Raw genomic sequence first — 25,109 nt, 5'->3', positions numbered from 1 at the left:
ACAAGCTCGGGGCAGGCAGGGTTTCACAGAGTTAAATCATGCAATGAAACAAAACCTCATTTTTTTCACCACCCGTTTGTCACTCGCTTCAATAATGTGACTCACTAGAGGACACTGAGAACACCCTTCGGTCCCGCCATTGGCGGGATTCAGGGCAGACTGAGGAATCAAAAAATCTGAGACTATCCCCTTCACCGAAGCTCCCGTGGGAGAAGGCAGGTGAAGGAGAAAATGTCTAACCCCGTGAAACCCTGTGATGTAGCCTTCACGTGGCTGCGCTGTGATAAGTAAGCTTTGCAATGCTTTTACGCACCCACGCTCCTCGCAATGACAGAGTGGACGGTGGTTCTTTCCCCGACACCCCGATACTCCGTTTCGTTCGCGACTTGTCACGTCGTAGCTGAAAGCGAAGACGGAAGCGAACAGGTCGATACAGCACCCAGCACCGCCATACCGGTTACGGACTTCCGGATTCAAACTTTTGTTTTACAGGGTTTTCACGTATACCTTTCCCCGTGGACTTTTTAACCCCCGAACATGGGCTGGTGGCCCTTTTTGCTCTGAGTTTCCTGGCCTCCACCGTTTTGCCCCTTGGGTCTGAGTGGCTTTTGGTGGCTCTTCTGCTCAAGGGATACGATCCGGTCGTGTCAGTGGCCGTGGGCACCGCCGGCAACACCCTGGGGGCCCTGACGACCTACGCCGTCGGGATTTACGGGGGCGCCTTTCTGATAAAAAGAATCCTCAGGGTGGACGACGAGGCCAGGGAAAAGGCACAAAGATTTTATAAGCGATACGGTTCCTGGACTTTGTTTCTTTCATGGGTGCCCTTTATCGGGGATTCGCTGTGCCTCGTGGGGGGGATCCTGCGGATAAACTTCTGGCGGTTCTTCCTGCTCGTTGGTGGAGGAAAACTGTTCCGGTACGGGGTGGCCACCTGGGTGGTGCTGAAGGTGGTGGAGGGAAGGTGAGGGGCTGGAGAGCGGACGGGGAGACGCGGGGAAGAGGGGACGCGGGGAAAGGGGAGAGAGCAGTAACGAAGTGTCTAGGTGTCAAGGTGAAATCCCGGACCCGAGTCAGCGGCGGTGGTGGTCCTCAAACAAAAGGGGATTCCAGGATTAAACCCATCCCTTTTATCCCCTTCATCCCTGTTAAAGCCAGTTTTTGATTATGCTTTTTCGACAAGTCGCTCATTCGACCAACCGGATCCTCCCCGTGTCGCCGTATCACCGAATCTCCGTGTCGGGCGGTCTTCCGGGTATTCACCCATCCAGCAATCGTTTCTCCCCTTCCAGCGCCCGGATGTCCGTAACATCCTGACTGACCTCCAGGCACCCCTCATATTCGCCCTCCTTATCCCGGATAGCGAAGTAGCGTATGAGGATGAACTTGCCGCCCATCTGGATCCAGAAGTCGGCGGCGTCTCTCTTCCCTTCGCGGAAGTCATTCAGTATCTCCTGGACAACGTGGACGCTGGACGGCGGATGGCAGTTCTGCACCTCACGGCCGATGATGCCGGGGCTGCGGGGGAAGATCCTGTCCGGTTGGGCCGAGTAGTACTGGACCTTGTCCTGGGCGTCCACGAAGGTAATGTCTACCGGAAGGCTGGTGAGGATAAGGTCCAGCTGTTTCGGATTCAGGCCACCGGTGGACAGCCACAGGGGCGCCTGGCCTCGGCCGGTTCGGGGCGGAGGAGTCTCGCTGATTGGACCTGATTCCGGCTGCCAGCTGGGGTCACTTTCGATGAGGGCAAACCCCAACTCCTCGCTCCCCTCAAAAACTCGCCCCCAATCGGCTTGGGAGAGGGTTTCCATGGCCATGGGGAAGAGGATGTTCTCCTCCTTGTAGATCATGTCAACGATGACGGTGATGAGCCCCGGACCTTCCGAGCTTACCGTGGTCCAGTCGCCGGCCTCCACAGCCCGTAAGATTTCCTTAAGTACCGCCCGTATATCGTCGTGCAGGGCCCACATGACCTTGGATGGCCCGCTGACTCCATGCTTTTCCAGCATGGGGAACAGCTGGTTCTCCTTGCGCAGGTAGTGTTTTTCGATCTGGGCCAGATCCCTGAAAAGGCTGGTCAGTTCTGCCCTGGTCTTGTCGCCGGGTGAGGGGCCGGTATCTGCGAGGATGCTTTGGATCCCCACGGCGACCTCACCCAGCGCCTCGTTCTCCCTCCGGAAAGTGTCCACGGGGTGGCCAGCGGGGACCTGTGGCGGCTCGGCCCCCTCGAAGGACTCGGCGAAGACCTGGACATGGACATCACACAGGTTCTTGATCTCTTCCTCGCTGATCCCCTCCGAGATAAGGGATTGTTCCATCTCGGCGATCTCTGATGCGGATACCTCTTTCAGCATCTCGGCAAAGCGGGCTTTCTGTGTCTCGGGGGCTATCCCCTTGTGGAGGCCTCTGACGATGTCCTTGAGGGCTTCCATACGTTGGGACTTTTCCTCCCGGGTAGCGGGAGTGGTTTGGTCTTTAGCACCCCCCGGACTGTGGATCATGGCCTCGGCGATCTTTCTGGACAACTCCTCGAAGGGCACACCGCTGGTCTGGGCCGCGTGTTCTAAAGTGGCAAAGCGGCCGAGAGTCTTTCGCAGGAGGGGGTTTTTGAGTTTTGTAAATTCCGGCGATAACGTCACCAGGAGGTCTATAAGGTCGGGGTTCGTTTCCAACAGGTCGAGGATCTTCGTTTTTTTGTCCAGTTTCATATTATAGCCCTATTCCTTATTCTTCCTCCCCCTTGAAAGGGGAGGACCGAGGTGGGGGTGAGGAAAAGTCCTATTAGCTATTAGAGAATAGCAGATTCAGGATCCAGTGCGTTGATATTAGTCAAACAGGTGTCGGGAGGGTAGTCTAAGACATAGACTGAGTCTGAGACAAGTACTTAGTCCCAAAGTGTTAGTCCCAAAGTCTTATTTTCCCCGTTGGACATTGGACTTTGGACCTTGGGCTATCTTAAAATACACTCCGGGTTTTCCTCCTTGACATGGAAAGGCAATGGGAAAATGATCCCGTCTGAAATGGAAAGCATATCCCCCATGAAAAACAGTTTGCCCCGTTTCCTCCTGACACCCTGGATCTTTCACAGTTTCCGGTTGTTTATGGGAGGTCTTTTCCTTTATACAGGCGCCACGAAACTTGCCGATATAGCTGGTTTTAGCCAGTCCATTGCAGCCTACGGTATCCTGCCTGCTGTCCTGCTTCCCTGCGCCGCCATTGGACTGCCTGCCCTGGAGGTGGTGGTGGGTTTCGGTACCCTGCTGAACAAGCGTTGGGCCCTCCTGGGGATCCTGGCCATGATGGTCATGTTCACCGGAGTCCTGGGCTACGGTGTGGCAGTGGGGCTGGAGATCGACTGCGGTTGTTTTTCTACCGCTGAAACATCCCTGGCTGAAAAGTCTGAGACGGCGTCGATCCTCGATATCCCCGGTGATGGGAGCAGCCTTTTCAACGAACCAGGGATTTTCCTTGAAACGGTAGAAGAGGGCAACGGCGCTGAGGAAACCTGTTCGGAGCCTGAGGAAGCGCCGCCCTCTCTGAGATCCGCGCTCATCAGGGATATCTTCCTCCTGTTCGGTGTTATCTACCTGGTGGCATGGCCGGATCTCAGGCAAAGATGGGGGATCAATAGCAGTCGAGAGTCCTGAGGATTAAAATAACCCGCGCACAATGGATAAAATAGAAGGGAACAGTCCTCAATCCAGGGTCTCCCGGTACCTGCCGACCGCCACGGTAATTGCGATGGACATAAAAAGGGCAATAGGCCAAAGGTGGACGAGTACCTCCGAGAAACCGTTTCCTTTAAGGAAAATACCGCGAACGATCCGCAAGTAGTGGGTAAGCGGCAATGCGGAGCCTATCCACTGGGCCCATTCCGGCATACCGCGAAAAGGGAACATAAAACCGGACAACATCAGCGAGGGAAGAAAGAAGAAAAAGGCTATCTGCATGGCCTGCATCTGGTTTTTAGCGATGGTGGAAAATGTGATGCCCATGGAAAGGTTGGCCACGATAAAAAACAGCGAAACCAGTAACAACAGAGGAACGCTGCCTACCATGGGGATGTGAAAGAAGTAATGTGCCGCGAGGAGAATAAGCGTTACCTGGAGGTACCCGATAATGATGTAGGGAATGATCTTGCCCGTTATGACCTCTATGGGGCGCACCGGTGTGGAAAGGAGGTTCTCCATGGTTCCCCGTTCACGCTCGCGAGTGATGGCCACGCCGGTGATGAGCACCATCGTCAGGGTAAGCACGATGCCCATCAGGCCCGGGATGATGTTATATTGCGTCACCCCTTCGGGGTTGTACTTTTTATGAATGACCAGCCTGTAAGGTGGCTGCCCAGCCTGTAAGTAACCTAGCGGCCCTTTTAAATCCCGGTCGAACACCTTCTGTGCGATAACGCTCATGGCGGCCATAGCGCTGCCTGTGGCAACCGGGTCGGTTGCGTCTGCTTCCAGCAGTATTGCGGGACGTTCACCTTTAAGCAGCTTGCGGCCGAAGTTTTCCGGTATATTCAAAATGAACTGGACATCACCCAGGTCGAGAAGTTTTGCGGCTTCCTTTTTACTTGCCGCTGTCCCTGTGATTCGAAAATAACCGCTGTTTTCCATGGCATAAACAAGGTCACGGGAGAAAACGCTGTTATCAGCGGAGACAACCGTTACAGGAAGATTTTTTGGGTCGAAGTTGATGGCATAACCGAAGATGATGATCTGCATCAGGGGGATGCCGACCATCATACCGAAGGTGAGCCTGTCCCGCCTCATCTGGATAAACTCCTTGACGATAATTGCCCAGAACCTTGCCGGTGAAAAACTACGGCCCTTCATAGCCCCTCGTCACCTCTTTGTTTCATGAGGCTTACAAAGACATCATCCACGCCAGGTTTGGAGACTTCGAAAGCCCACTTCCCGTCCATGAACGGTTTCAAGTCCCTATGCAAGGCCTCCTCGTCATATCCGCTTACATGCAGCTCCGTTCCACAAACCGTCACCTGTGCCACTGCCGGCAGCCCGGAAATTTTTTCGGAGAGCAACCAGATATCGGGGCCGGCCACCCTCCAGGTCACAAGACCGGATTTTTTGATCACCTCTTCCGGACTTCCTTCCGTGAGCAGTTCGCCTGCAACGATATAACCCAGTTTGTGACACTGCTCTGCCTCGTCCATGTAATGAGTAGAGACGAGTATTGTCACACCTTCCGCTGACAGTTTATGTATCTTGTTCCAGAAATCGAACCGTGCCTTCGGGTCGACGCCGGCTGTCGGCTCATCGAGGAGCAGCAGCTGCGGGTTATGGATCATGCATGCTCCAAGAGCCAGGCGCTGCTTCCAACCCCCGGAGAGAGTCCCCGCCAGTTGATCTTTGTTCCCAGTCATTCCCAGCTGTGAAAGGTTTTCAGCGACAACATCCTTTCTGTTGGGAATACCGTAAAGACGGGCCATGAAATCCAGGTTTTCGCCCACCGTCATATCCTCGTAAAGGGAAAAGTTCTGGGTCATGTACCCGGCGTTCTCCTTAATCTTCGACATTTCAGTCAGCACGTCAAAGCCGAGACAGCTGCCATGTCCCCCATCGGGTTTCATCAGGCCGCACAGCATCCGAATGGTCGTGGTCTTGCCGCTCCCGTTAGGTCCAAGAAAACCGAATATCTCCCCCCGCCCGACCTTCAGGGATATCCCTTTAACAGCCGGTTTGCCGCCAAAACTCTTTTTCAGATCGTAAACATCAATAACAGGCTTTTCTTCAACTCTCATTTGGATATGCTGACCTCCACCGGCTGGCCGGGATTCAGATCTTCAGCGGCAGGGGGATTAAAAGAAGCCTCTACCATGAATACCAGCTTTTCACGGTTCTCCTTGCTGTAGATCAGGGGAGGTGTGTACTCGGCATAGGGGGCAATGTAGCTGATTTTTCCAGCAAGCACCTGCTCGGCACCGTCACGTGCAATGTCAACATTCAGGCCTGTATTAATGGCGGAAAGCATGGACTCCGGCACGAAAAACCTCACCTTGACTCTCTCCGGCGGCAGCAGCGAAACCACTGGTGCACCTGCCGGGACAAACTCTCCCTCAGCATAGAGAACGTCCACGACGCGGGCAGAGCCAGGTGAGATACCTTTTGTTTGAGCCAAATACCACTGCGCCTTGTCAAGGGCCGCCTTTGCTCCCTCAATGTCCTTTTTAGCTGCCTCCCTTTTCAACGGCAAGATTGACAACCTTACCGCCCACAGGGGACGAAATATAGAGATAATCTCCCTCAATGTAACCCTGGTATACCCCTTCAGCAGACGCTTCGATCTGGAAGGCCTTAAAATATGCGAGGGCCAGGATCGAAACAATGATCGCGGTAATAATGAATAGGAAAACAGCGATCCTCTTCACTGAAAAACCTCCCTTTCCTGTTCCAATTCTATCAGAGATCAGAACTTAACCAGAATTTAACACCACCACTGGTAAAAAGGTATTATGATCAGGGTGGAGAGAAATATATGGCTAAGGAAAGAATACTGCTTATCGAAGACGACGAAGATATCCAGGAACTGATCCGTTATAACCTGGACCGGGAAGGGTACGACATTAAGCTGGTGGGTTCAGCTGAGGACGGTCTCATACAGGCTTCTTCCTGGGAGCCGGATATCGTTCTCCTGGATCTGATGCTTCCCGGAATGAACGGCCTCGACGCATGCAGGAAGTTAAAGAGCACTGAAGCGACCTCCTCGATACCGGTGATCATGGTGACAGCCAAAGGAGAGGAGGCCGACATCGTCTCGGGTCTGGAACTTGGTGCCGACGATTACATCCTCAAACCGTTCAGCCCGAAGGTGCTCGTGGCAAGGATCAGGAATGTTCTTCGCCGTGCCGAGAGCGATCCCGGCCAATCGCCTGACGGGGCTATCGACCACCACGGGATATACATCCACCCGGGCAGACGAGAGGTCACCTCAGGAGGGGATTCTGTAGATCTGACCTTTACCGAGTTCAACATTCTGGAATTTCTGGTGCGTCGTCCGGGATGGGTGTTCACAAGGTCCCAGATAGTGGATAATATCAGGGGTAACGACTACCATGTGACGGAACGTTCCGTAGACGTCCACATCCTGGGCCTGCGCAAAAAACTGGGCGATTTCGGGGATGTTATTGAAACGGTCCGGGGAGTGGGGTATCGATTCAAGGAATAACTTAACGAATAAGGGAGGAGGAAGGTGGAAGAAAGGCCCAATTTTCCCGAGCGTATTTACTCATCCTTCGTCCTTCACTATTCATCATTCTATTTTTGAGGGTCTGCTTTGTCCCGCAAACGCCTTATCTACAGACTTCTCCCTACATATCTGCTGGTCATGGCCCTGGCCCTGGCCGGAGTTTTGTGGCTGGGCGCCCGGGAGATGACGCGGTTCTTCTACAGCCAGAAATCGAATGATCTTCAGTCCATGGCTTACGCCGCGGCGCGAAGTGCGGTAGCCACTCTCGAAACCGAGGATTTCCTGGACACCAACCCGAAACTGAGCAGCTGGTGCAGTGATTTTGCTGTTCGTACCTCCACCCGGGTCACTGTCGTCCTCTCCTCAGGCCGGGTCCTTTGCGATTCCGACGAGGATCCCGGGAAAATGGACGACCACTCCACACGCCCCGAGATCAAAAAAGCCATAGGCGGTGCGGCCGGCTCATCCATCCGTTACAGCTACACCCTGGAAAAACCCCTTATGTATGTCGCCGTTCCCATGGAGGGGCCCTCCAATATCGTGGTGATCATGCGTGTCGCCGTCCCGGTTTCCACCATGACCCAGGCCCTGTGGTCGGTCAGGCTGCGATTGACCCTGGGAGTCATGGCGGCGGGCCTGCTCATCGTGATCACAACCGTCCTCCTTTCGAGGCGCATCACATCGCCCCTGCGGGAGATGCGGGACGGGGTGAGAAGATACGCGGACGGTGATTTTGGCACCAGGCTCAGATTCTCCTCCACGGAGGAATTCGCCGAGCTGGCCGAAGAGATGAACAGCATGGCCCGGCAGCTCGATGACCGCATCCGTACGGTGGTCAACCAGAGAAACGAACTGGAGGCGGTTTTATCCAGCATGGTGGAAGGGGTCCTGGCCTTTGACACGAGTGAGAACCTCATCAGCCTCAACCAGGCCGCCTCGGACCTTCTGGGTGTCAGGCATGAAACGGCCCTTAACAGGCCCATCCAGGAGGTCATCAGGAACTCGGCCCTGCAGAGGTTCGTCTCAAAAACCCTTGGGAGCATGGAACCTGTGGAGGATGAGATCTCCCTTTACAGCGGCGGCGAACGGAGCCTCCAGGCCCACGGAGCTCCCCTTACCGATGTCAGCGGAAAACGGATCGGCACCCTGGTGGTTTTAAACGACGTCACCAATATCAGGCGTCTGGAAAATATACGCCGTGAATTTGTGGCCAACGCTTCTCATGAGATCCGCACCCCCATCACCTCCATCAAGGGGTTCGTGGAGACCCTCCTCGACGGCGCCCTCGAGGACCAGGAGACAGCCCGGCGGTTCCTGGGGATCATCGGGAAACACTCCGATCGCCTCAACGCCATTGTGGAGGATCTCCTCAGCCTCTCCAAGATCGAGATGGAGGCCGAGACTGGGCAGGTCTACCTCGAGGAGGGCCGTATCCGGGAGGTCATTGAAGAGGCGGTGGAAGCGTGCCACACGGGAATCGAGGAGAAGGAAATAAATGTGGAGATCAACTGTCCCGGCGAACTGATGTGCCCTATCAACCCGTCCCTGCTGGTCCAGGCCCTCATCAACCTTCTGGACAATGCGGTCAAGTTCAGCGGGACAGGTGGAACGGTTACCGTACAATGCCGGGCCGCGGATGGCGGTGTCATGGTAAGTGTCAAGGATGAGGGAGCCGGCATCGAGGCCGTTCACATCCCAAGGCTCTTCGAGCGCTTCTACAGGGTTGACAAGGCAAGGAGCCGCACCCTCGGAGGCACCGGCCTGGGCCTCGCCATCGTCAAGCACATCGCCCAGGTCCACAACGGCGAGGTGAGCGTCACCAGCCGCCCTGGAAAGGGGAGTACGTTTACGATCACTCTGCCATCGTGACTTACCCTGATCAAAAATCCAAGATCCAAGATCCAAAATCAATTTCAAAATCAAAATTCAAACAGAGAGTGTGCACATGCATCGGGTGCACTTCTGCACTTCTGCACTGACTAAAACCTTCTGCGCCGGGATTCCGCTCGGTGTGCGTGTGCACTTCTGCATTTGTGCACTGTTTCCCCTTACCTCCTTTTAACCTCTCCTTAACAATTTCCTAACATTTAAGGCCCATTATTGGATTTGTAAGATAAAAATTCAATCGGCGGTCCGGTTCATGCCGGACCCAAAGAAAGAAAAACAGGTTAAAATTAAAATGAGAAGAAAGGGAAAAAAATGAAAAAAAGAGCACTTATCACAACGCTGACTGTCATCGTCTGCCTGGCTTTTGCGGGCATTGCGGCCGCAGACGCAATGGTGGACAAGAACCTCCCCACCTACATGCCGGTCAAAGGTGTCTCCGGTTCCATCAAGAGCGTGGGCTCCGACACCCTGAACAACCTCATGACCCTGTGGGCCGAGGGCTTCAAAAAAGTCTACCCCAACGTTTCGGTGGAGATCGAGGGCAAGGGCTCTTCCACCGCTCCTCCGGCCCTTATCGCCGGCACCTCCAACTTCGGGCCCATGAGCCGGAAGATGAAGGACAAAGAGATCGACGAGTTCGTGGGCAAGTTCGGCTACAAGCCGGTCGCGCTGCCTACTTCCATCGACATGCTTGCTGTGTACGTGAACAAAGACAACCCCATCAAGGGCATGTCGTTCCCCCAGGTGGACGCGGTCTTCTCCAAGACCAGAAAGATGGGTTTTTCCAAAGACCTTAACAACTGGGGTCAGTTTGGGCTTACGGGCAGGTTCGCAAGCCTGCCGGTATCCATCTATGGCCGAAACTCCGCTTCCGGCACCTACGGTTATTTCAAAGATAACGTCCTGGGCAAGGGAGATTACAAGGACTCCGTCAAGGAGCAGCCTGGTTCCTCCGCCGTGGTTCAGGGCGTGGCTACGGATCTGGGCGGCATCGGGTACTCCGGCATCGGTTACAGGACCGCCGACGTGCGTGTCGTTCCCCTGGCCAGGAAAGAGGGCGGAAAGTTCATCCCGGCTGAGTCTCAGTACGCCTACAGCGGTGAGTATCCCCTGGCCAGGTTCCTGTATGTATACGTGAACTTCAAGCCCGGAAGCGACCTGGATCCTCTTCGCAAGGAGTTCGTGAAATATATTTTCAGCAAGCAGGGACAGGAAGTGGTCGTAAAAGACGGGTACCTTCCCGTATCTGCCAGGATCGCTGATCAGGCTCTCGAGTCCGTGGGTATAAAATAGAACAACACCTGATAATTTAGTTATCAATCCACGAGCTTGTTGTTAAAATGGGCGGCGGCGAGTCAGGCCGCCGCCCGCTTTTTATCCTTACACCGGGAATCCATGCATGAGCGATCGGGTCAAGTTTTCAGGCAGGAAACGTAAAAAAGAAACACCCTGGACCGTCAAGGCTGGTGACGTCCTTTCAAAGTGGATCATCACCGTCGGCGGCATCGGGACCGTTGTCGCGATATCAACTGTGTTCTTCCTTTTATTATGGGTTGTCCTTCCCCTCCTCAGGCCTGCCAGCGTGGGATCTGAGCAGAACTTCAGGCCGCCTTACGAGCAGATCAGACCCCTTCATACCCAGGCGGATGAATACCGGACAATGTTATTCAGTCTCCTTCCCGACGGCCGGATCATTGCTTTGGGTCTCGACAACGGGGCGATCCTCGAGGAACGTCAAATCTTTCCGGATAGGAAGATCACCGCGGCATCCTTTTCCCTCACATCTTCCGACACCATCCTGGGTTTTGAGAACGGGGAAGTTGTTTTCGGCAAGGTAACTTTCGAAACAGGTTTTCTGGACCTCGATGAGGTGGATGATACGGTAAGGTCTTTTTCCACGGAAGAGATCGGCAGGATCGGGAACGCCATGGTCCAGAGGATCTCACGGGACCAGTTCCGCACCCAGCGGCTCACGGTTTCCTTCTCCGAACCTGTTCCCGGAGACTCTGACACTCCCGTCATGCTTGTGGACCAGATCACTGACGGCGCTGACCGTGTATACGTGGTCTTCCACGAGGACCGCACCTTCAGCCTGGTGAGGGCAGAGGAACGGGAGAACATGCTCACGGGGGAGCTGACCTTTTCCACCGAGTCAGCCTCTCTTCCCTTTATCGCCGCAGACCGGAAGGATCTACCGGCGTTTCTTACCCTGGCCGGCCTCGGGGACTCGGCCAGCGTCGCCTGGCCGGACGGGACCCTGGTCCGTTACAACACGCGGGATTTTGACCGGCCTTACGTCCAGGAAGTCGTGGATCTGGTGGAAGACCCCGATGAGACCCTCACTGTCCTGCGTTTTCTTCTCGGCCGGACCACCCTTCTGACCGGGGATTCAGCTGGGACCGTCCGGGCATGGTTCCCGGCCAGGACATCAAGCACGGTTCCGGGGTCCGACGAAGATCACCTCAGGCTGGTCACGGCCCACGAGTTTAAAGGGGACTCGCCTGTAACAGCCATCGCGTCATCTTCGAGGATGAGGATGATCGGTGTGGGACGCGAAGACGGTTCGGCGGACATCTTTCACGTCACCAGTCATAAAAGATTGGGTGCTCTCAAGCCATCAACAGCACGCGGCCCCGTTCTCTCCATGATGTTTGCTCCCAGGGACGACGCTGTGCTGGCAGGTTACCGGGACACCATGGCACGCTGGGACCTTGATCCCAGGCACCCTGAGACGACCTTCGGCTCCCTCCTGCTGCCTGTATGGTACGAGGGGGCCTCCGTCCCGGAACACGTCTGGCAGTCTTCAGCCGCCACGGATGACTTTGAACCCAAGTTCGGTCTTATCCCCCTTATCTTCGGCACCCTCAAGGCAACCCTTTACTCCCTGCTTTTCGGAGTGCCCATTGCCCTTATGGCGGCGGTGTTCACCAGTGAGTTCCTCACTCCGCGGATCCGGAGCCGGGTCAAACCTGTGGTCGAGCTCATGGCCAGCCTCCCAAGTGTTGTCCTGGGCTTCCTGGCGGCTCTCGTCTTCGCCCCGGTGGTGGCTGACCTGCTCACCGTTTTTATGGCTGTTTTCGTGACCATGCCCCTGTCGTTCCTTCTGGGTGCCTACCTGTGGCAGCTCCTGCCTCACGGGTGGTCCATCAGGATGCAGAGCTTTCGTTTCTGGTTCATCTTCCTGCCCGTGCCCCTGGGTATGGGATTGGCCATGGTTCTGGCACCGGGCCTCGAAACGATCTGCTTCGGCGGGGATGTCATTTCTTGGCTGGACGGGCAGCTGCCTGGGACCTGGGGAGCCTGGACTTTTCTCATGCTGCCGGTCACGGCCTTGGCCGCCGCATGGCTCAGCGGTGTCAAGGTCAGCCTCTGGGTCCGGCGCCTGACTGCTGACTGGTCCAGGACCCGCTGCGCCTGGTTTGACCTGTCGCGTTTCGGGTTAACGGCCCTTGCCATCCTGGCCGGGTCAGGGATCCTCGGCGGGATCCTCAGCCTCCTTGGCCTCGATCCGAGGGGTGGTGTTTTCGGGACGTACGTCCAGCGAAACTCCCTCATCGTCGGATTTGTCATGGGGTTTGCCATTATCCCCATCATCTACACCATCAGCGAGGATGCCCTTTCCGCCGTACCGGATCACCTCCGGTCCGCGTCTCTCGGAGCAGGCGCGACTCCCTGGCAGACGGCCACAAGGATCATCATCCCCACCGCCATGAGCGGACTCTTTTCGGCCATCATGATCGGCCTGGGCCGTGCTGTGGGCGAGACCATGATCGTCCTCATGGCTGCCGGCAACACTCCCATCATGGATATGAATATTTTCAACGGTTTCAGGACCCTGTCTGCCAATATCGCCGTGGAGCTGCCCGAAGCTGTGGTAAACAGCACCCATTATCGGACCCTGTTCCTGGCGGCCCTTGTTCTTTTCCTCATGACCTTTGTATTAAACACTTTCGCCGAGATCGTGCGGCTGAGATTCAGGAAACGGGCCAGTGAACTATGACAGCTAAAAGTGATGATCCTAAAAAGACCCCAACGACCCAGGGCCGGCGGTGGAAACGTTCCAGCACCTCCCTTTTCAGCCAGGGCGAGCCCATGGTGTGGCTCACCGGCGGCGGGCTCATCATCTCCCTGCTCATGATCGTCGGCCTTTTGATCCTTGTGTTTTACCAGGGCATGGGTACTTTCTGGCCCTCCGAGCTGCCGCGTTTTGAAACCGGAGATGGTCAGGTTGTCATGGGAGAGGTCGCTCGTGCCGAAATTTACGGCGATGGTGAAATGGGCGGGCGAAAGCTTGTGAGGACCGGCAACTTCGACCTGACCGGTGAGCATTTCCGGTGGATCGAGGACAGCTCCATCTCAGGCCGGACCCTTCCCCCGTGGGCTCTGGTGGTTGAGCGGACAGAGTGGGGGATCTTCTACGGGTTCCCCAAGGCGTTCATTTTTGACGGCCAGACTGTAGCCGATGAACCGGCCGGGATCTACCGGAAATACAAAGAGTTCCATGGCGAGGTCAGCGATCGAAGGGACCGCAGGCGCAGGCTCGAAACTGTGAATGTCGGAAAGATCAATCACACGCTGGAAAAGGCCAGGCTGGCCATCAGGAGCGCCGAACTCAAAAGCGGTCAGGGGTCTCCCTCCTGGGAAATGGCAACGAAGGAGTATGAAGCCGCTGAGAGCAGGGCCTCCGAGGAGTTTAAATCGATCCGCCAGCAGATCGATGCCTTGAACCGGTCCAACAGCCGCTACATCGTGGTGATGGAAACCGCCCAGGGACAGGAGAAACAGGTTCCCCTTGCCGATATCGTCCGGGCCTATCCGGCCAACAGCCTGAATTTTGCCGACCGGGTGGGGATCTACCTGTCCCGCTGGACCGAGTTCCTGACAGACGAACCCCGGGAAGCCAACAGTGAGGGAGGAGTCTTTCCGGCCATCTTCGGGACCGTGGTCATGACCCTCATCATGTCCCTGGCGGTGATGCCCTTCGGGGTTATGGCAGCCCTGTACTTGAGGGAGTACGCCAGGGCAGGGACCATGATCAGTATCGTCCGCATCTCCATCAATAACCTTGCTGGTGTGCCAAGCATCGTTTTCGGCGTCTTCGGTCTCGGGTTTTTCTGCTACATCATCGGCGCCTCCCTGGACCAGCTGCTTTTCGCAGAGCATCTGCCCGACCCGACCTTTGGTAAGGGCGGGGTCCTGTGGGCGGCCCTGACCCTGGCCCTGCTGACCCTGCCGGTGGTTATTGTAGCCACGGAGGAGGCCCTCGCGGCGGTCCCCAACTCCATGCGGGAAGGGTCCTACGCCTGCGGGGCGAGTAAATGGCAGACCATAAAGCGCATCATCCTTCCCCGGGCCATGCCCGGCATCATGACGGGAATGATCCTTGCCATGGCAAGGGGTGCCGGGGAGGTGGCACCGCTAATGCTGGTGGGTGCCGTCAAACTGGCGCCGGAACTGCCCATAGACGGGATCTTCCCCTATATTCACGCCGAGCGAAGCTTCATGCACCTGGGTTTTCACATTTACGACCTGGGTTTCCAGAGCCAGAACAGCGAAGCGGCCAAACCGATGGTCTTCACCACGACCCTCCTGCTCATCGGGATCGTGTTTCTCCTCAACGTGGTGGCGGTACGACTCAGGACCAGGTTGCGAAAAAAGTTCGAGTCCGCAACGTTTTAAAGAAAAGGAATTTACAGATGTTGGAACAACAGCAAAACACAGAAGTTAACCTGAGCAGCGGCGGTGAGAAGGCAAGCCGACTTGCTCTCATAGCTGAAGGGCAATCCTTTCCCACCGACGTTCACGACGAACTGGACACGGAAGAACCGATCCTCGAGATAAAAGATTTCAACCTGCACTACGGGGAAAAACAGGCTCTCTTTGATGTGGACATGAAGATATCCAAAGGACTTGTCACTGCCCTCATTGGTCCGTCAGGATGCGGCAAGTCGACTCTGCTGAGATCGGTCAACCGCATAAACGACCTGCTTCCCACGGTCCGGATCAGTGGTGATATCCTGCTTAACGGAGAACCGATGTACGATCCGGGAGTGGACGTCATCGAACTGCGAAAGCGCATGGGCATGGTGTTTCAAAAGCCCAACCCTTTCCCCATGAGTATTTACGAAAACGTCGTGTATCCTTTGCGCATCGATGGTGAGCGCAACAAGGACATTCTCGATGAGGTGTGCGAAACGAGCCTGAAAGGGGCGGCCATCTGGGAAGAGACAAAAGACCGGCTCCACGAGAGCGCTCTTGGCCTGTCAGGCGGCCAGCAGCAGCGGCTGTGCATCGCCCGGGCCATCGCAGCCGAACCGGAGGTCCTTCTCATGGACGAACCGTGCTCAGCCCTCGACCCTATCGCTACCAACAAGATCGAAGACCTTATCGAACAGCTTAAAGGTGACTACTCCATCCTCATCGTGACCCACAACATGCAGCAGGCAGCCCGCACCAGCGATTACACGGCTTTCATGTACCTGGGGCACCTCATCGAGTACGGCCCCACGGACAGGATCTTCGTCCGGCCTCACCTTCGTGATACCATGGACTATGTGACCGGGCGTTTCGGTTAAAGGAGAAAGACAATGACCCTTCTTCTGCACAAGGAGATCGAAAAACTCAAGAAAATGCTTCTAGAGCTAATGGCTGTGGTGGAGGAAAACCTAACCAAGGCAGTCCTTTCCCTTGAGAACCGTGACTGTGTTCTGGCTCAGGAGGTTATTGACTCAGATCAGCGTATCGACCAGATGGAAGTGGACCTGGAGGAGGAAGGTCTGAAGATACTGGCTCTCCACCAGCCGGTAGCCATCGACCTGCGCTTTATCATATCGGCACTTCGAACCAACAACGAGCTTGAGCGTATCGGCGATACTGCCGTAAACCTTGCCGAGAGGGCAACCTTCCTGTGCGGCGAACCGCCCCTCAACCTTCCCGTGGACCTGCCGACCATGGCCGACAAGGCCCAGGAGATGCTCCGCATGAGCCTGGACGCCTTCGTCAACATGGACGTACCCCTGGCCGTGAAGGTCATCAAGATGGACGACGAAGTGGACGAGATGAACCGGGAAGCGTTCAAGGTCATCTATGAAACGATCAGGAAGATCCCGGATCGTGCCGAGGCCCTTATTCACACCCTTTCCGCCACCCGGCACCTCGAGCGCATCGGCGACCACGCCACCAACATCGCCGAGGATGTCGTCTACCTTGTGGAGGGGGAGATCATCAGGCATCTGGCTGAGGATTTCAGCACCGGCGATCTGCAAACCAAGCGGTTAAGGAAGAATTAGGTCTCCAGATATCTCTTTAGATCGGAACCTGGGTTCCGCGAAAAAGGCCCGCCTTTCAAAGGCGGGCCTTTTCTACTGCTGATGAAAGGTTTTCCTACATGAGTTTTTTGGCTTCGGCCACCCACTTGTCGAAAGTGCTTTGGTTGGCCTTGATCCAGTCGTTGGCGTGCCGGCGAATGTCCTTCATGGAGTCCTCGCCCTTGTTCATCATCAGGTTCTCGGCGCTGATGTCGTTGATGGGGATCTGGACCATTTCGAAGAACTTTTTGGCCGCAGGATTCTTCGCCAGGAACTTGTTGTTGGCAAGGATCCTGATGTTGTTGACCGAGAAACCCACGTTACGGCCATCGGGCAGAAGGGTGTTCGCGCCCTCCTCGCCTCCCGGAAGATCGGTACGTGGAACGGTCAGCCACTGGACGTTCTCTCCCGGGACCAGGATGCCTGAAACCCAAAGGGGCGTCCATGTGTAGTAGAGGATCGGTTCGCCGTTCTTGTGCTTGGTTATGGTGTTGGCCATAAGGGCGAAATAGGAACCCTGGTTGTGTTTCACGGTGCCGGCCAGATCATAGGCTTTGAGATGATGTTCGATGACTCTCTCACATCCCCACCCGGGGTTGCATCCTGTAAGGTCGGCTTTTCCATCATCGTTGGTGTCGAAAAGTTTGGCGATCTTGGGGTCCTTGAGCTGGTCCACAGAGGTTATCTTGTACTTGTCGGCGGTTGCCTTGTCGATAAGGTACCCCTGCAGGGCTCCGCTGGCGATGGTGCCGACCTTGGTCATGGTCTTGTCCCCGCCGCCTTTCTCGTAGAAGGCGGTCTGGAGGGGATCCCAGTGGACTGCGTAAAAGTCGGCATCGCCGTTACCCACCGCAACATGGGCCACGGTGATCTCCACCTCGAGTGGAGTCTTTACTTCGTAGCCCATCTTCTCCAGACCCCGGAAAATGATCTCGTTCTGGAACCATTCCTCGGCGATGTTGCCCCAAACCGGCTGAACTGTGGGCTTGGCAAAGGCAGGCATGCTGATGCCGAGGAACGCCACTACCATCAGGCACAGGTCATGATTTGCCCAATATTTCTCACTTCTCTCATGATTTTATCTCCTCTTTGTGTCACTCGTTATCCACGTTCTTTTCATGTCGCCCCCCAAAGGGGCGTTATCCGTTTATCCTGCCTGTCGGGCTGCGACAGGTTTCGCGCTGAACATCTTCCTGACTACGCCCGCCGGTCCCCTGGTGTACCACTTGCCAAGTTCGCGCCTGGCAGACGGCCCCCTTATGGCCTGGGTGAGCCGGTCTATTATGATCGCGAGAACGACGATGCCGATGCCGCCTACGGCCGCAAGGCCCATGTCCAAACGTCCGATGCCCCGCAGGACCATCTGGCCCAGTCCGCCCACCGATATCATGGAGGCGATGACCACCATGGAAAGCGCGAGCATCAAGGTTTGATTGATGCCCGCCATGATGGTTCCCGCCGCCACGGGAAGCTGGAAGGGATTTCTCCCTGGCATCGGCGACCTCGATCTGGACTCTGATTTCTGCCATTTCCCCTACCAGTTCAGGGCTGGCCGTCGCGATGTGGCGGTTGATCCGCAGGATGTCCGGTCGGCCACGCAAACCCTCGGCGTTACGCCACGCATCCAAAAGAACATCCCGGAAGGGCCTGGGTTGATCGACTGGGGTGAAGGTCATCCACCGAATGGGTAACCCGGCAACGGTCAATCCATAAAGTATGAGCGGGCTGAGCCCGTATCGCTCTGCGTCCTTGATCTTGATCGGGTCCCGCACTGATACGATGCCATGCTCCGGATGGTGGAAAAGGAACTTGGCTATCGCAACGTAGAAATGATGCTCTCTTGGTGATGGCTGCGCCTGCTGGTTCATGCCCCCTCCTGGGGAAATGCGAGCTTTCCCCGAGAAATATCGTAGACTCCGCACTCCGCCAGCAACCGGACCAACAGCAGGGCGCGAGATAGTTTGGATCGATGATCTGGAGTTCTACTGCAGGAGTTCATTCATTCGCTCCTGGAAATAGCTTGGGTATTTTTCCATCACCGCATTGGCTCCGTCCCGGTCTTTTTTCAGCGCCTTCACGAGATCCTTCTTCTGGGTCGCAGCCAGGTTCAAGGATGCGGCGAGGTCCTGAGCGATGACGCGGTCCGAAAAGCCAAGCTCGTAAAGGGCAATGGTGGTTTCGGTGGGCAAACCATATTTCAGGCGCTTCTGAAAAAGCTGTAGACGATTGATCAGGTCTCCGGTGCCGTCTTGGTCGAGGGTTTCGATGAATTCAGTCATAGCGCCTAAAACCAGCGCACCGTCATAAGCGAGCGTCCCTTCGCAGACGTCGACGATATGATCGATCTTGAACTCCCTCCGGCGGGTGCCCCATATCATCTTGGCTTTTCGCTTAAGGATGATTTTCAGGAGATCGCTGAAGGGCTTTCCACTGATCCACCCATGCGCGATTTCTTTTAGCACCTCCGGCTTATCGAACTTGGTGAATACGCCACCGTTGATATGCCGGGTAAGCAATGGCCAGGCAAGATCGAGAGCTTCTGTTTCATCAACAATCGAAAGCAGGCTGTCAGCGTTGGACTGAACCCATCCCTCAATGGCTTGGGCATCCTGAATTCCGTAAAGCGTCCTGCCGTAGATTTTGCGGCGAGCCGAATCTGTGATGTTTGCGGAGATGTTCCCAGCGAGAAGCTGAAACAACTCGCGAATATGCTCCTTTTTCTGATCATCAGCCAGGAAGAAAGCCAGCGTCCCTTCGGCCAGGCGGGCCACATCAGCTTCCGAAAGACCATCCTCCGATTCATCCCAATGGGATAACAGGAAGCTCTCGACGGCACAGATGAGGCTGATTTTCCAGGCGACTTGCCGCTCGACACCGTCTCGTGAGAAATTTTTGTCTCCATGTTGTGCGGCTATCCCGGCAGCCAATTTGGCAACTTCAGCAGGATCGTCGATATAGGCCTTGGCAAAATCCAGAGCCTCCATGGTGATGGTGTATTTCTCGTCATCGCTCTTGATGGGGTCGAAGATCGATAGAAGATTGCTGATGCATGGCTCAGAATTGCGCGGCTCCAGAAGTTCTTTCACCTGATCCCAGCGCCATTTATCGTTACGCGCCTTTCGCTTGTCATAGATCACCGGATCGGCAAACAGGATGCTGCCTTCGGTATGCATCCCGGCTCGACCCGCTCGGCCAATGAGGTTGTGGAAATCGCGAACCTTGATGCGCTCCATGCCCTGGTAGACACTGGTCACGATGAGGTATCGAATCGGAAGGTTTACGCCCTGCGCCAAGGTAGAGGTGCAAACAACGAATCGCACAAGGTCGTCGCGCATGGCATGCTCCACCGCCAGCCGGATACCATGCGGAGTATTGCCATGATGGGAGAAAATGCCATGTGCCGCGCTCTGGGACGCCGGAGCGTCAGCACCGAGATTCTCGACGTGCAGATGGGTCAGCCGCTCAACTTCCTGGGCGTCAGAAAAATCTGATGGTAAGGCCACGGGTGCGCCTCGCTCGATAATATCAACGGTTTTTTCGCAGACGCTGGCCGCTGTTGACTTCCTTCCGCAGAAAAGAGCGATACTGCCATTCGGGACCAATTTCAGACCAAGGTAAAGTGCGATAGCCTGCCCATCGGTCTTTTCAGGAAAAAAACGGTCCGTCCTTTCCCGCTTCTTCCTCCCGAGATTGAATCTTTCAATCACCCTCGGAACGAAAAACTCACCTTGTTCGGCATCACGGCTGTCGACGTACTCGATTCTTCCCAACTGATCGAGCCAGCTCGCGAATCCGACCGACCTGAAAGTCGGAATCAGGGTTGTGCCTTCGACGACATTGGGCTCCCCGTTGAGCCATTCTCCAACAGCCTCGGCGTTGCTAATGACCGCTGAGATCAGCACCTTCTGAGTTCCTTCGGGAATCATGGAGCGCAGCGACGTCAGGAGCAGCTCGTATGTGATGCCTCGGGTACCGCTGTCGAACTGGTGGCCTTCATCAAAAACCAGCAGGCCAACGTGGGCAGCCAGCTCCAAAGCATACCGGAGGGGGACCAGGTTGAAATCTTCCCTCTTGTCTCGGCCCGGTTAAGGAGCCTTGCCCTGACAGAGGCGGGAAGGTCTGATTTAAACTGCCTGTTCAACGTATGGATTCCATGTAGGGTTTGATGTAGGGAGAACCGGGTGGCACCACCCAGAAACCATAAAAACAGCCTCCAGCAGGTCGCTAAGTGGCTGTTTTTAAATGTATAATAAGATCAATGCAGGAGCAGATTAACGGAAGTGACGGCAGGGGCCCTTTAAAAGCGCTTCTTGGCGAAAGCGCGGCCTGCGTGCGATTTGAGGTATTGTTCGAAGGCAGATGCTTTTTCACGGGACCGGAAGGCAATGGCGGTTTCTATCACCCATGGCCTGTACTTTCGTGTGTGCGGTACCTTCCCCCAGTTGTGGTCTTTGAGGCACATATCGAGATCCTGAGTCAGTCCGGTATAGTGACGTGAGGGATCACTAAGAGATTTGAGAATATAGACATAGTGGAAGATTGGACCAGAATTTGCCATGAAATGATCAGTGCAAATTCAGGTCCAAATTGGAAAGGGTTAAAGAAAAGAAAATGGCTTGCCAAGGCGTCCGGCTTCCGGCTCACCTGCGGCTTCCGGCTGCGCTCTTGGGGCGTCGCAATGGGCTTCCGTCGCCGCCTTTGGCTATGCCGTGACAAGTCCGGCTTTATTCCAAGTGTTTGGTTGCGACAGGCTTTGCTCTGTCTCAAAAGAAAATGGCTTGCCAAGGCGTAGTTCGAAACGCCATTAACAAGCCACTTAAATTGATGCCCGGCTTCGTTACCCTGTCGGGCAACTACGCCGTGGCAGTCTTCGTTCTCCACTGCGTTTCGAACGAAGACTGGTGGAGGCGGCGGGAGTCGAACCCGCGTCCGAAGGCTTTCAGCCTCGCGGCACTACATGCTTATTCCGTGTTTAATTTCTCCGCCAGCGACCCCACGGACAGGGAGTCTGGAAGATGAGCCTGACTGGAAGTCCCCCCTGCCGGCCAGGCGGCGACAGGGAGCAAGCCCGAGCTTATGACACTGCGTCCTGACGTTACGGGCGCCGTCAGGGCAGCGCCGACTTACCTAAAGTTAATTAGGCAGCCAGTGCGTAGCCGGTATCGTTGGCAGCTATATACGACCGGGGTTTAACGAGGCCACCGGTACCTCGGCATGCGCCACGGGATTCCAGTCCCCCGTCGAAACCAACTCGCCCCCACATTTATATTTTAAACCCTTCTCCAATGAACACAAGGGTTTAAAATATAAATGTGACACGGAGACGCGGAGACGCGGAGACGCGGAGAAAGGGAAAGGAGTTCAAGAACCATATAGCTCTTGAACTCCCCTTCGGAAAACTGTGCTGCGCCTGACTGGTAGTCAAAGCAATTTTACACCAAACCGGTTCCAATTGAAAAGCTAAGGCGCCGAGGCACATTGGGGACCATCGGGTCCTGTATCCTCATCCTCATTACCATCTCCGTTGTTTTCCGATCCCTTGAATAGTTCATAATAGGCCAGGGGCACAGCCAGCAGGGTCAGGAAGGTCGATGCCATGGCACCGGACATCATGGCAATGGCAAGGCCCTGAAAGATCGGATCGAAGTACATCACCACAGACCCCACCATGACCGCGGCGGCGGTGAGGATGATGGGCCTGGATCTGACGGTGCCCGCCTTGATGACTGCTTCGATGAGCCCTCCCGTCGACTTTTCCTCCATCTGGATGAAATCCACGAGGAGGATGGAGTTTCTCACCACGATCCCGGCAAGGGCGATGAACCCGATCATGGAGGTGGCGGTGAAAAAGGTCCCCATGAGCCAGTGGGCGGGAAGGATCCCCACCAGTGTCAGCGGTATGGGGAGCATGATGACCAGCGGTATGGAAAAGCTCCTGAACCAGGCCACCACAAGAATATAGATGAGGATGAGAACGGCTCCAAAGGCGATGCCCAGGTCCCGGAACACCTCGTAGGTGATCTGCCATTCCCCGTCCCACTTCATGGTGTAGCGGTCCTCCAGGGGCGGCTGCTCGGAAAAGTGCTGTTCCAGCTCGTACTCTTCCGGGAGTGCCAGCTGCGCGACGCGGTCCTTCATGTTCAAAATAGCGTAGACGGGGCTCTCCTGGGTACCGGCAACGTCCCCGATGACGTAGGTCACACGCTTGAGGTTCTTGTGGTAGATGGCACGGTTCTGGACGGTACTGGTGACCTTGACCAGTTCTCCTATGGGAACAAGAGATCCGTTTCTCGACGGTACTTTAAGGGTTTTCAGGATATTGGCGTCTGAACGGTCCTCGACGGACATTCTCAGGTTTATCTCTACAGGCTCCTTCTCCTCGGGCAGGTGAAGAATGCCGGCATTCATGCCGGCAAGGGCCATGCGCAGAGTCCGGGCCACGTCCCCGGTGGCCACCCCGCTGAGGGCTGCCTTCTCTTTGTCCACTTCAAACACGAGCCTTGGCTGCTGATCCTCCACGTACCAGTCCACATCCACCACACCCGGCGTTTCCTCGAAAATTTTCCGGATATCCCGGGCGATCTCGATCTGGCGCTGGCTGTCCGGTCCGTAGATCTCGGCAACGAGAGTGCTCAGGACAGGCGGACCTGGGGGGATCTCGGCCACCTTGACCTTTGCGCCGTTTTGTTCGGCGATCTCGGTGAGTCTGGGCCGCAGCTGTTTGGCAAGGTCGTGGCTCTGTGCGCTTCGCTCGTTTTTCTCGACGAAGTTCACCTGGATGTCGGCGAGGTTGGCCTCGCCCCTGAGGTAATAGTGCCTGACAAGGCCGTTGAAGTTATAGGGAGAGGCTGCCCCCACGTAGGACTGGTAGTGACGGACCTGTGGCACGGTTTTGAGGAATTCCGACATTTCCCTGGTGACGGCTGCCGTCTGTTCCAGCGTGGTCCCCTCGGGCATGTCTATAATGACCTGAAGCTCGCTCTTGTTGTCGAAGGGCAGCATCTTCATGGTCACCTTCTTCAAGGGGACGAGGGCCATGGCCATAAGGAGCAGCACCCCCACCACGGCCAGGGCCGACAGGCGCAGGCTCCGGCTTTTGACAAGAGGCCTCAATAGGGTCTCGTACAGTCGGTCCATACGGCTGCTTTCATCGGTCTTTGCCTCAGAGTGCTTTGACTTGCCCAGCACCTTGAAACTGAGCCACGGGCTTACGGTGAACGCAACCAGCAGAGAAAAGATCATGGCCACCGACGCGCCTACAGGAATGGGCCGCATGTAGGGCCCCATGAGCCCGGATACGAAGGCCATGGGAAGCAGGGCCGCGATGACGGCAAAAGTAGCAAGGATAGTCGGGTTACCCACCTCGTCCACGGCATAAATGGCCCTTAATTTATCGGGCCCGTATCTTTTAAAGTGCCGGTGAATGTTCTCCACCACCACGATAGCGTCGTCAACGAGTATCCCGATGGAAAAGATCAGGGCAAAGAGGGTCACCCGGTTGAGCGTGTAGCCGAGCAGGTAGTTGACGAACATGGTAAGGGCCAGTGTCACAGGAACCGCCACCGCCACCACCACAGCCTCACGCCACCCCAGGAACAGGGCCATGAGCAGGATCACAGAGATCGTGGCAATGAGCATGTGTTTGAGCAGTTCGTCCGATTTTTCCTTGGCCGTCTCCCCGTAGTTCCTGGTCACTGTTACCTCCACCTCCGAGGGGAGGACGGTGCCTTTGAGTGCCTCGACCTTTGCCAGAAGCCTCTTGGATAGCAGGGTGGCGTTGGTGCCCTTCTTTTTGGATACGGCCACTGTGACGGCTTCAAACTGCCCGGACCTGACGACAGGGTCTTCCTCCATGGAGGCGGGGCCGTGGCCCATAAAGACGTAATCTGTGGGCTCCCCCGGTCCGTCGGTGATGTCAGCCACGTCCCTTAAGAAGACCGGCCGTCCAGCCCACTGGCCCACCACAACGCTCCCCACATCCTCGGCGCTCGTCAAAAACCCGCCGGTCTCGACAAGGTATTCGACGTTACCGGACTGGAAGCTTCCGGAAGGGAGAATGGTGTTGGATTGGCTCAGGGCTCCCAGGATAAGCATGGGAGACTGGTTGTAGGCGCTGAGCCTTCCCGGTTCCAGGGTGACCCGGACCTGGCGCTGCTGGCCGCCGATGAGTTCTATCTCGCTAACGTCCCGGTCCTGCTTCAGATCGCTGCGCAGCTCCTCGGAGATGCGCCTGAGCTGGTAGCCGGAATACACCTCTGACCACAGTGTGAGCGCCAGCGTCGGGACGTCATCGATGCTCTTGGGACGGATGACCGGTTCGGTGATCCCCGCGGGGATGGACCCGTAGTTGGGCATAAGCTTGGTGTATAGGTTGACCAGGCTTTTTTCCATGTCCTCGCCCACCTTGAACCGGACGATGGTCAGGTTCTGCCCTGGCTGAGCAATGGAGTACACATACTCGACGCCCTTCACTTCCCACAGAAGACGCTCCAGGGGACGGGTGACCCGCTGCTCCACCTCTTCGGGGGTGGCTCCGGGGAACCCGACAAAGACGTCCACCATGGGGATAACGATCTGGGGTTCCTCTTCCCTGGGGATGACGCTGACGGCCAACGCTCCCAGGATGAGAGAAGCTGCCACGATGATGGGCGTCAGTTTGGAGGTCAGAAACCCCTTGGCGATCTTTCCTGAAATGCCGATGGCCTCCAT

The 25,109-nt window shown here is 56.0% G+C and carries 18 protein-coding genes, 1 other RNA gene and 2 pseudogenes; 9 read left to right on the top strand and 12 right to left on the bottom strand.

The features are described 5' to 3' along the window. Positions 1–515: 515 nt before the first annotated feature. Complete coding sequence (locus P1S59_05575; protein MDF1525721.1) at positions 516–968, top strand: DedA family protein; 453 nt, start codon at positions 516–518, stop codon at positions 966–968. A 291-nt stretch (positions 969–1,259) separates the two neighbouring features. Here P1S59_05575 and P1S59_05570 read toward each other — a convergent pair whose 3' ends face one another. Continuing rightward, positions 1,260–2,708 carry a DUF438 domain-containing protein gene (locus P1S59_05570; protein MDF1525720.1) on the bottom strand — a complete coding sequence of 483 codons (1,449 nt, stop codon included), beginning with the start codon at positions 2,706–2,708 and terminating at the stop codon, positions 1,260–1,262. Between the two features lie 312 nt (positions 2,709–3,020). On the opposite strand from P1S59_05570, the gene P1S59_05565 reads away from it, so the two are divergent. Then, the gene (locus P1S59_05565; protein ID MDF1525719.1) at positions 3,021–3,647 is read left to right on the top strand and encodes a DoxX family protein; all 627 of its coding nucleotides are present in this window, start codon (positions 3,021–3,023) and stop codon (positions 3,645–3,647) included. A gap of 48 nt (positions 3,648–3,695) precedes the next feature. Here P1S59_05565 and P1S59_05560 read toward each other — a convergent pair whose 3' ends face one another. From P1S59_05560 to P1S59_05545, 4 genes are read right to left on the bottom strand one after another with little or no spacing between them, the layout of a single operon-like run. Further along, entirely contained in the window at positions 3,696–4,835 is a 1,140-nt protein-coding gene (locus tag P1S59_05560; GenBank protein ID MDF1525718.1) for an ABC transporter permease, read from the bottom strand. After that, positions 4,832–5,761: an ABC transporter ATP-binding protein gene (locus P1S59_05555; GenBank protein MDF1525717.1), complete on the bottom strand. Its 930-nt coding sequence runs from the start codon at positions 5,759–5,761 to the stop codon at positions 4,832–4,834. Before P1S59_05555 ends, P1S59_05560 begins: the two co-directional genes overlap by 4 nt. Continuing rightward, the gene (locus P1S59_05550) at positions 5,758–6,213 is read right to left on the bottom strand and encodes an HlyD family efflux transporter periplasmic adaptor subunit (GenBank protein ID MDF1525716.1); all 456 of its coding nucleotides are present in this window, start codon (positions 6,211–6,213) and stop codon (positions 5,758–5,760) included. Before P1S59_05550 ends, P1S59_05555 begins: the two co-directional genes overlap by 4 nt. Next, positions 6,188–6,388, bottom strand: a complete 201-nt coding sequence (locus tag P1S59_05545; protein MDF1525715.1) for a hypothetical protein — start codon at positions 6,386–6,388, stop codon at positions 6,188–6,190. The genes P1S59_05550 and P1S59_05545 overlap by 26 nt, the downstream gene beginning before the upstream one ends. Before the next feature lie 107 nt (positions 6,389–6,495). On the opposite strand from P1S59_05545, the gene P1S59_05540 reads away from it, so the two are divergent. From P1S59_05540 to phoU, 7 genes are all read left to right on the top strand, one after another. Next, positions 6,496–7,185 carry a response regulator transcription factor gene (locus P1S59_05540; GenBank protein MDF1525714.1) on the top strand — a complete coding sequence of 230 codons (690 nt, stop codon included), beginning with the start codon at positions 6,496–6,498 and terminating at the stop codon, positions 7,183–7,185. A gap of 108 nt (positions 7,186–7,293) precedes the next feature. After that, positions 7,294–9,075, top strand: a complete 1,782-nt coding sequence (locus P1S59_05535) for an ATP-binding protein (protein ID MDF1525713.1) — start codon at positions 7,294–7,296, stop codon at positions 9,073–9,075. Between the two features lie 330 nt (positions 9,076–9,405). After that, positions 9,406–10,386: a phosphate ABC transporter substrate-binding protein gene (locus tag P1S59_05530; GenBank protein MDF1525712.1), complete on the top strand. Its 981-nt coding sequence runs from the start codon at positions 9,406–9,408 to the stop codon at positions 10,384–10,386. 106 nt (positions 10,387–10,492) lie between these two features. Beyond that, entirely contained in the window at positions 10,493–13,093 is a 2,601-nt protein-coding gene (locus tag P1S59_05525; GenBank protein ID MDF1525711.1) for an ABC transporter permease subunit, read from the top strand. Further along, positions 13,090–14,772: a phosphate ABC transporter permease PstA gene (gene pstA, locus P1S59_05520; protein MDF1525710.1), complete on the top strand. Its 1,683-nt coding sequence runs from the start codon at positions 13,090–13,092 to the stop codon at positions 14,770–14,772. The genes P1S59_05525 and pstA overlap by 4 nt, the downstream gene beginning before the upstream one ends. A gap of 17 nt (positions 14,773–14,789) precedes the next feature. Further along, the gene (pstB, locus tag P1S59_05515) at positions 14,790–15,668 is read left to right on the top strand and encodes a phosphate ABC transporter ATP-binding protein PstB (protein MDF1525709.1); all 879 of its coding nucleotides are present in this window, start codon (positions 14,790–14,792) and stop codon (positions 15,666–15,668) included. A 12-nt stretch (positions 15,669–15,680) separates the two neighbouring features. Next, positions 15,681–16,382 carry a phosphate signaling complex protein PhoU gene (phoU, locus tag P1S59_05510; GenBank protein ID MDF1525708.1) on the top strand — a complete coding sequence of 234 codons (702 nt, stop codon included), beginning with the start codon at positions 15,681–15,683 and terminating at the stop codon, positions 16,380–16,382. Positions 16,383–16,476: 94 nt separating this feature from the next. On the opposite strand, the gene proX is transcribed toward phoU, so the two are convergent. From proX to P1S59_05475, 7 genes and pseudogenes are all read right to left on the bottom strand, one after another. Beyond that, positions 16,477–17,430 (bottom strand): glycine betaine/L-proline ABC transporter substrate-binding protein ProX, encoded by a 954-nt coding sequence (gene proX / locus P1S59_05505; GenBank protein ID MDF1525707.1) that lies wholly within the window; start codon positions 17,428–17,430, stop codon positions 16,477–16,479. Positions 17,431–17,547: 117 nt separating this feature from the next. Then, positions 17,548–17,874: pseudogene (locus P1S59_05500) on the bottom strand (proline/betaine ABC transporter permease ProW). Continuing rightward, positions 17,867–18,268 (bottom strand): annotated as a pseudogene (locus P1S59_05495) (hypothetical protein). The pseudogenes P1S59_05500 and P1S59_05495 overlap by 8 nt, the downstream one beginning before the upstream one ends. 114 nt (positions 18,269–18,382) lie before the next feature. Then, a complete protein-coding gene (locus P1S59_05490; GenBank protein ID MDF1525706.1) occupies positions 18,383–20,434 on the bottom strand; it encodes a helicase-related protein in 2,052 nt (683 codons plus the stop codon). A gap of 263 nt (positions 20,435–20,697) precedes the next feature. After that, a complete protein-coding gene (locus P1S59_05485) occupies positions 20,698–20,958 on the bottom strand; it encodes a GIY-YIG nuclease family protein (protein MDF1525705.1) in 261 nt (86 codons plus the stop codon). Between the two features lie 341 nt (positions 20,959–21,299). Next, positions 21,300–21,659: a transfer-messenger RNA gene (gene ssrA, locus P1S59_05480) on the bottom strand. 201 nt (positions 21,660–21,860) lie between these two features. Further along, a complete protein-coding gene (locus tag P1S59_05475; GenBank protein ID MDF1525704.1) occupies positions 21,861–25,109 on the bottom strand; it encodes an efflux RND transporter permease subunit in 3,249 nt (1,082 codons plus the stop codon).

The sequence above is a fragment of the bacterium genome, from assembly GCA_029210965.1.
GTDB lineage: Bacteria > BMS3Abin14 > BMS3Abin14 > BMS3Abin14 > BMS3Abin14 > JALHUC01.
This window is presented reverse-complemented; position numbering and strand designations above follow the sequence as displayed.

Bases quoted from the DNA above. Each gene is read 5' to 3' on its own strand.
- P1S59_05570 (MDF1525720.1), bottom strand. From the start codon at position 2,708: ATGAAACTGGACAAAAAAACGAAGATCCTCGACCTGTTGGAAACGAAC.
- P1S59_05565 (MDF1525719.1), top strand. From the start codon at position 3,021: ATGGAAAGCATATCCCCCATGAAAAACAGTTTGCCCCGTTTCCTCCTG.
- P1S59_05560 (MDF1525718.1), bottom strand. From the start codon at position 4,835: ATGAAGGGCCGTAGTTTTTCACCGGCAAGGTTCTGGGCAATTATCGTC.
- P1S59_05555 (MDF1525717.1), bottom strand. From the start codon at position 5,761: ATGAGAGTTGAAGAAAAGCCTGTTATTGATGTTTACGATCTGAAAAAG.
- P1S59_05540 (MDF1525714.1), top strand. From the start codon at position 6,496: ATGGCTAAGGAAAGAATACTGCTTATCGAAGACGACGAAGATATCCAG.
- P1S59_05530 (MDF1525712.1), top strand. From the start codon at position 9,406: ATGAAAAAAAGAGCACTTATCACAACGCTGACTGTCATCGTCTGCCTG.
- P1S59_05525 (MDF1525711.1), top strand. From the start codon at position 10,493: ATGAGCGATCGGGTCAAGTTTTCAGGCAGGAAACGTAAAAAAGAAACA.
- pstA (MDF1525710.1), top strand. From the start codon at position 13,090: ATGACAGCTAAAAGTGATGATCCTAAAAAGACCCCAACGACCCAGGGC.
- pstB (MDF1525709.1), top strand. From the start codon at position 14,790: ATGTTGGAACAACAGCAAAACACAGAAGTTAACCTGAGCAGCGGCGGT.
- phoU (MDF1525708.1), top strand. From the start codon at position 15,681: ATGACCCTTCTTCTGCACAAGGAGATCGAAAAACTCAAGAAAATGCTT.
- proX (MDF1525707.1), bottom strand. From the start codon at position 17,430: ATGGTAGTGGCGTTCCTCGGCATCAGCATGCCTGCCTTTGCCAAGCCC.
- P1S59_05485 (MDF1525705.1), bottom strand. From the start codon at position 20,958: ATGGCAAATTCTGGTCCAATCTTCCACTATGTCTATATTCTCAAATCT.
- P1S59_05475 (MDF1525704.1), bottom strand. From the start codon at position 25,109: ATGGAGGCCATCGGCATTTCAGGAAAGATCGCCAAGGGGTTTCTGACC.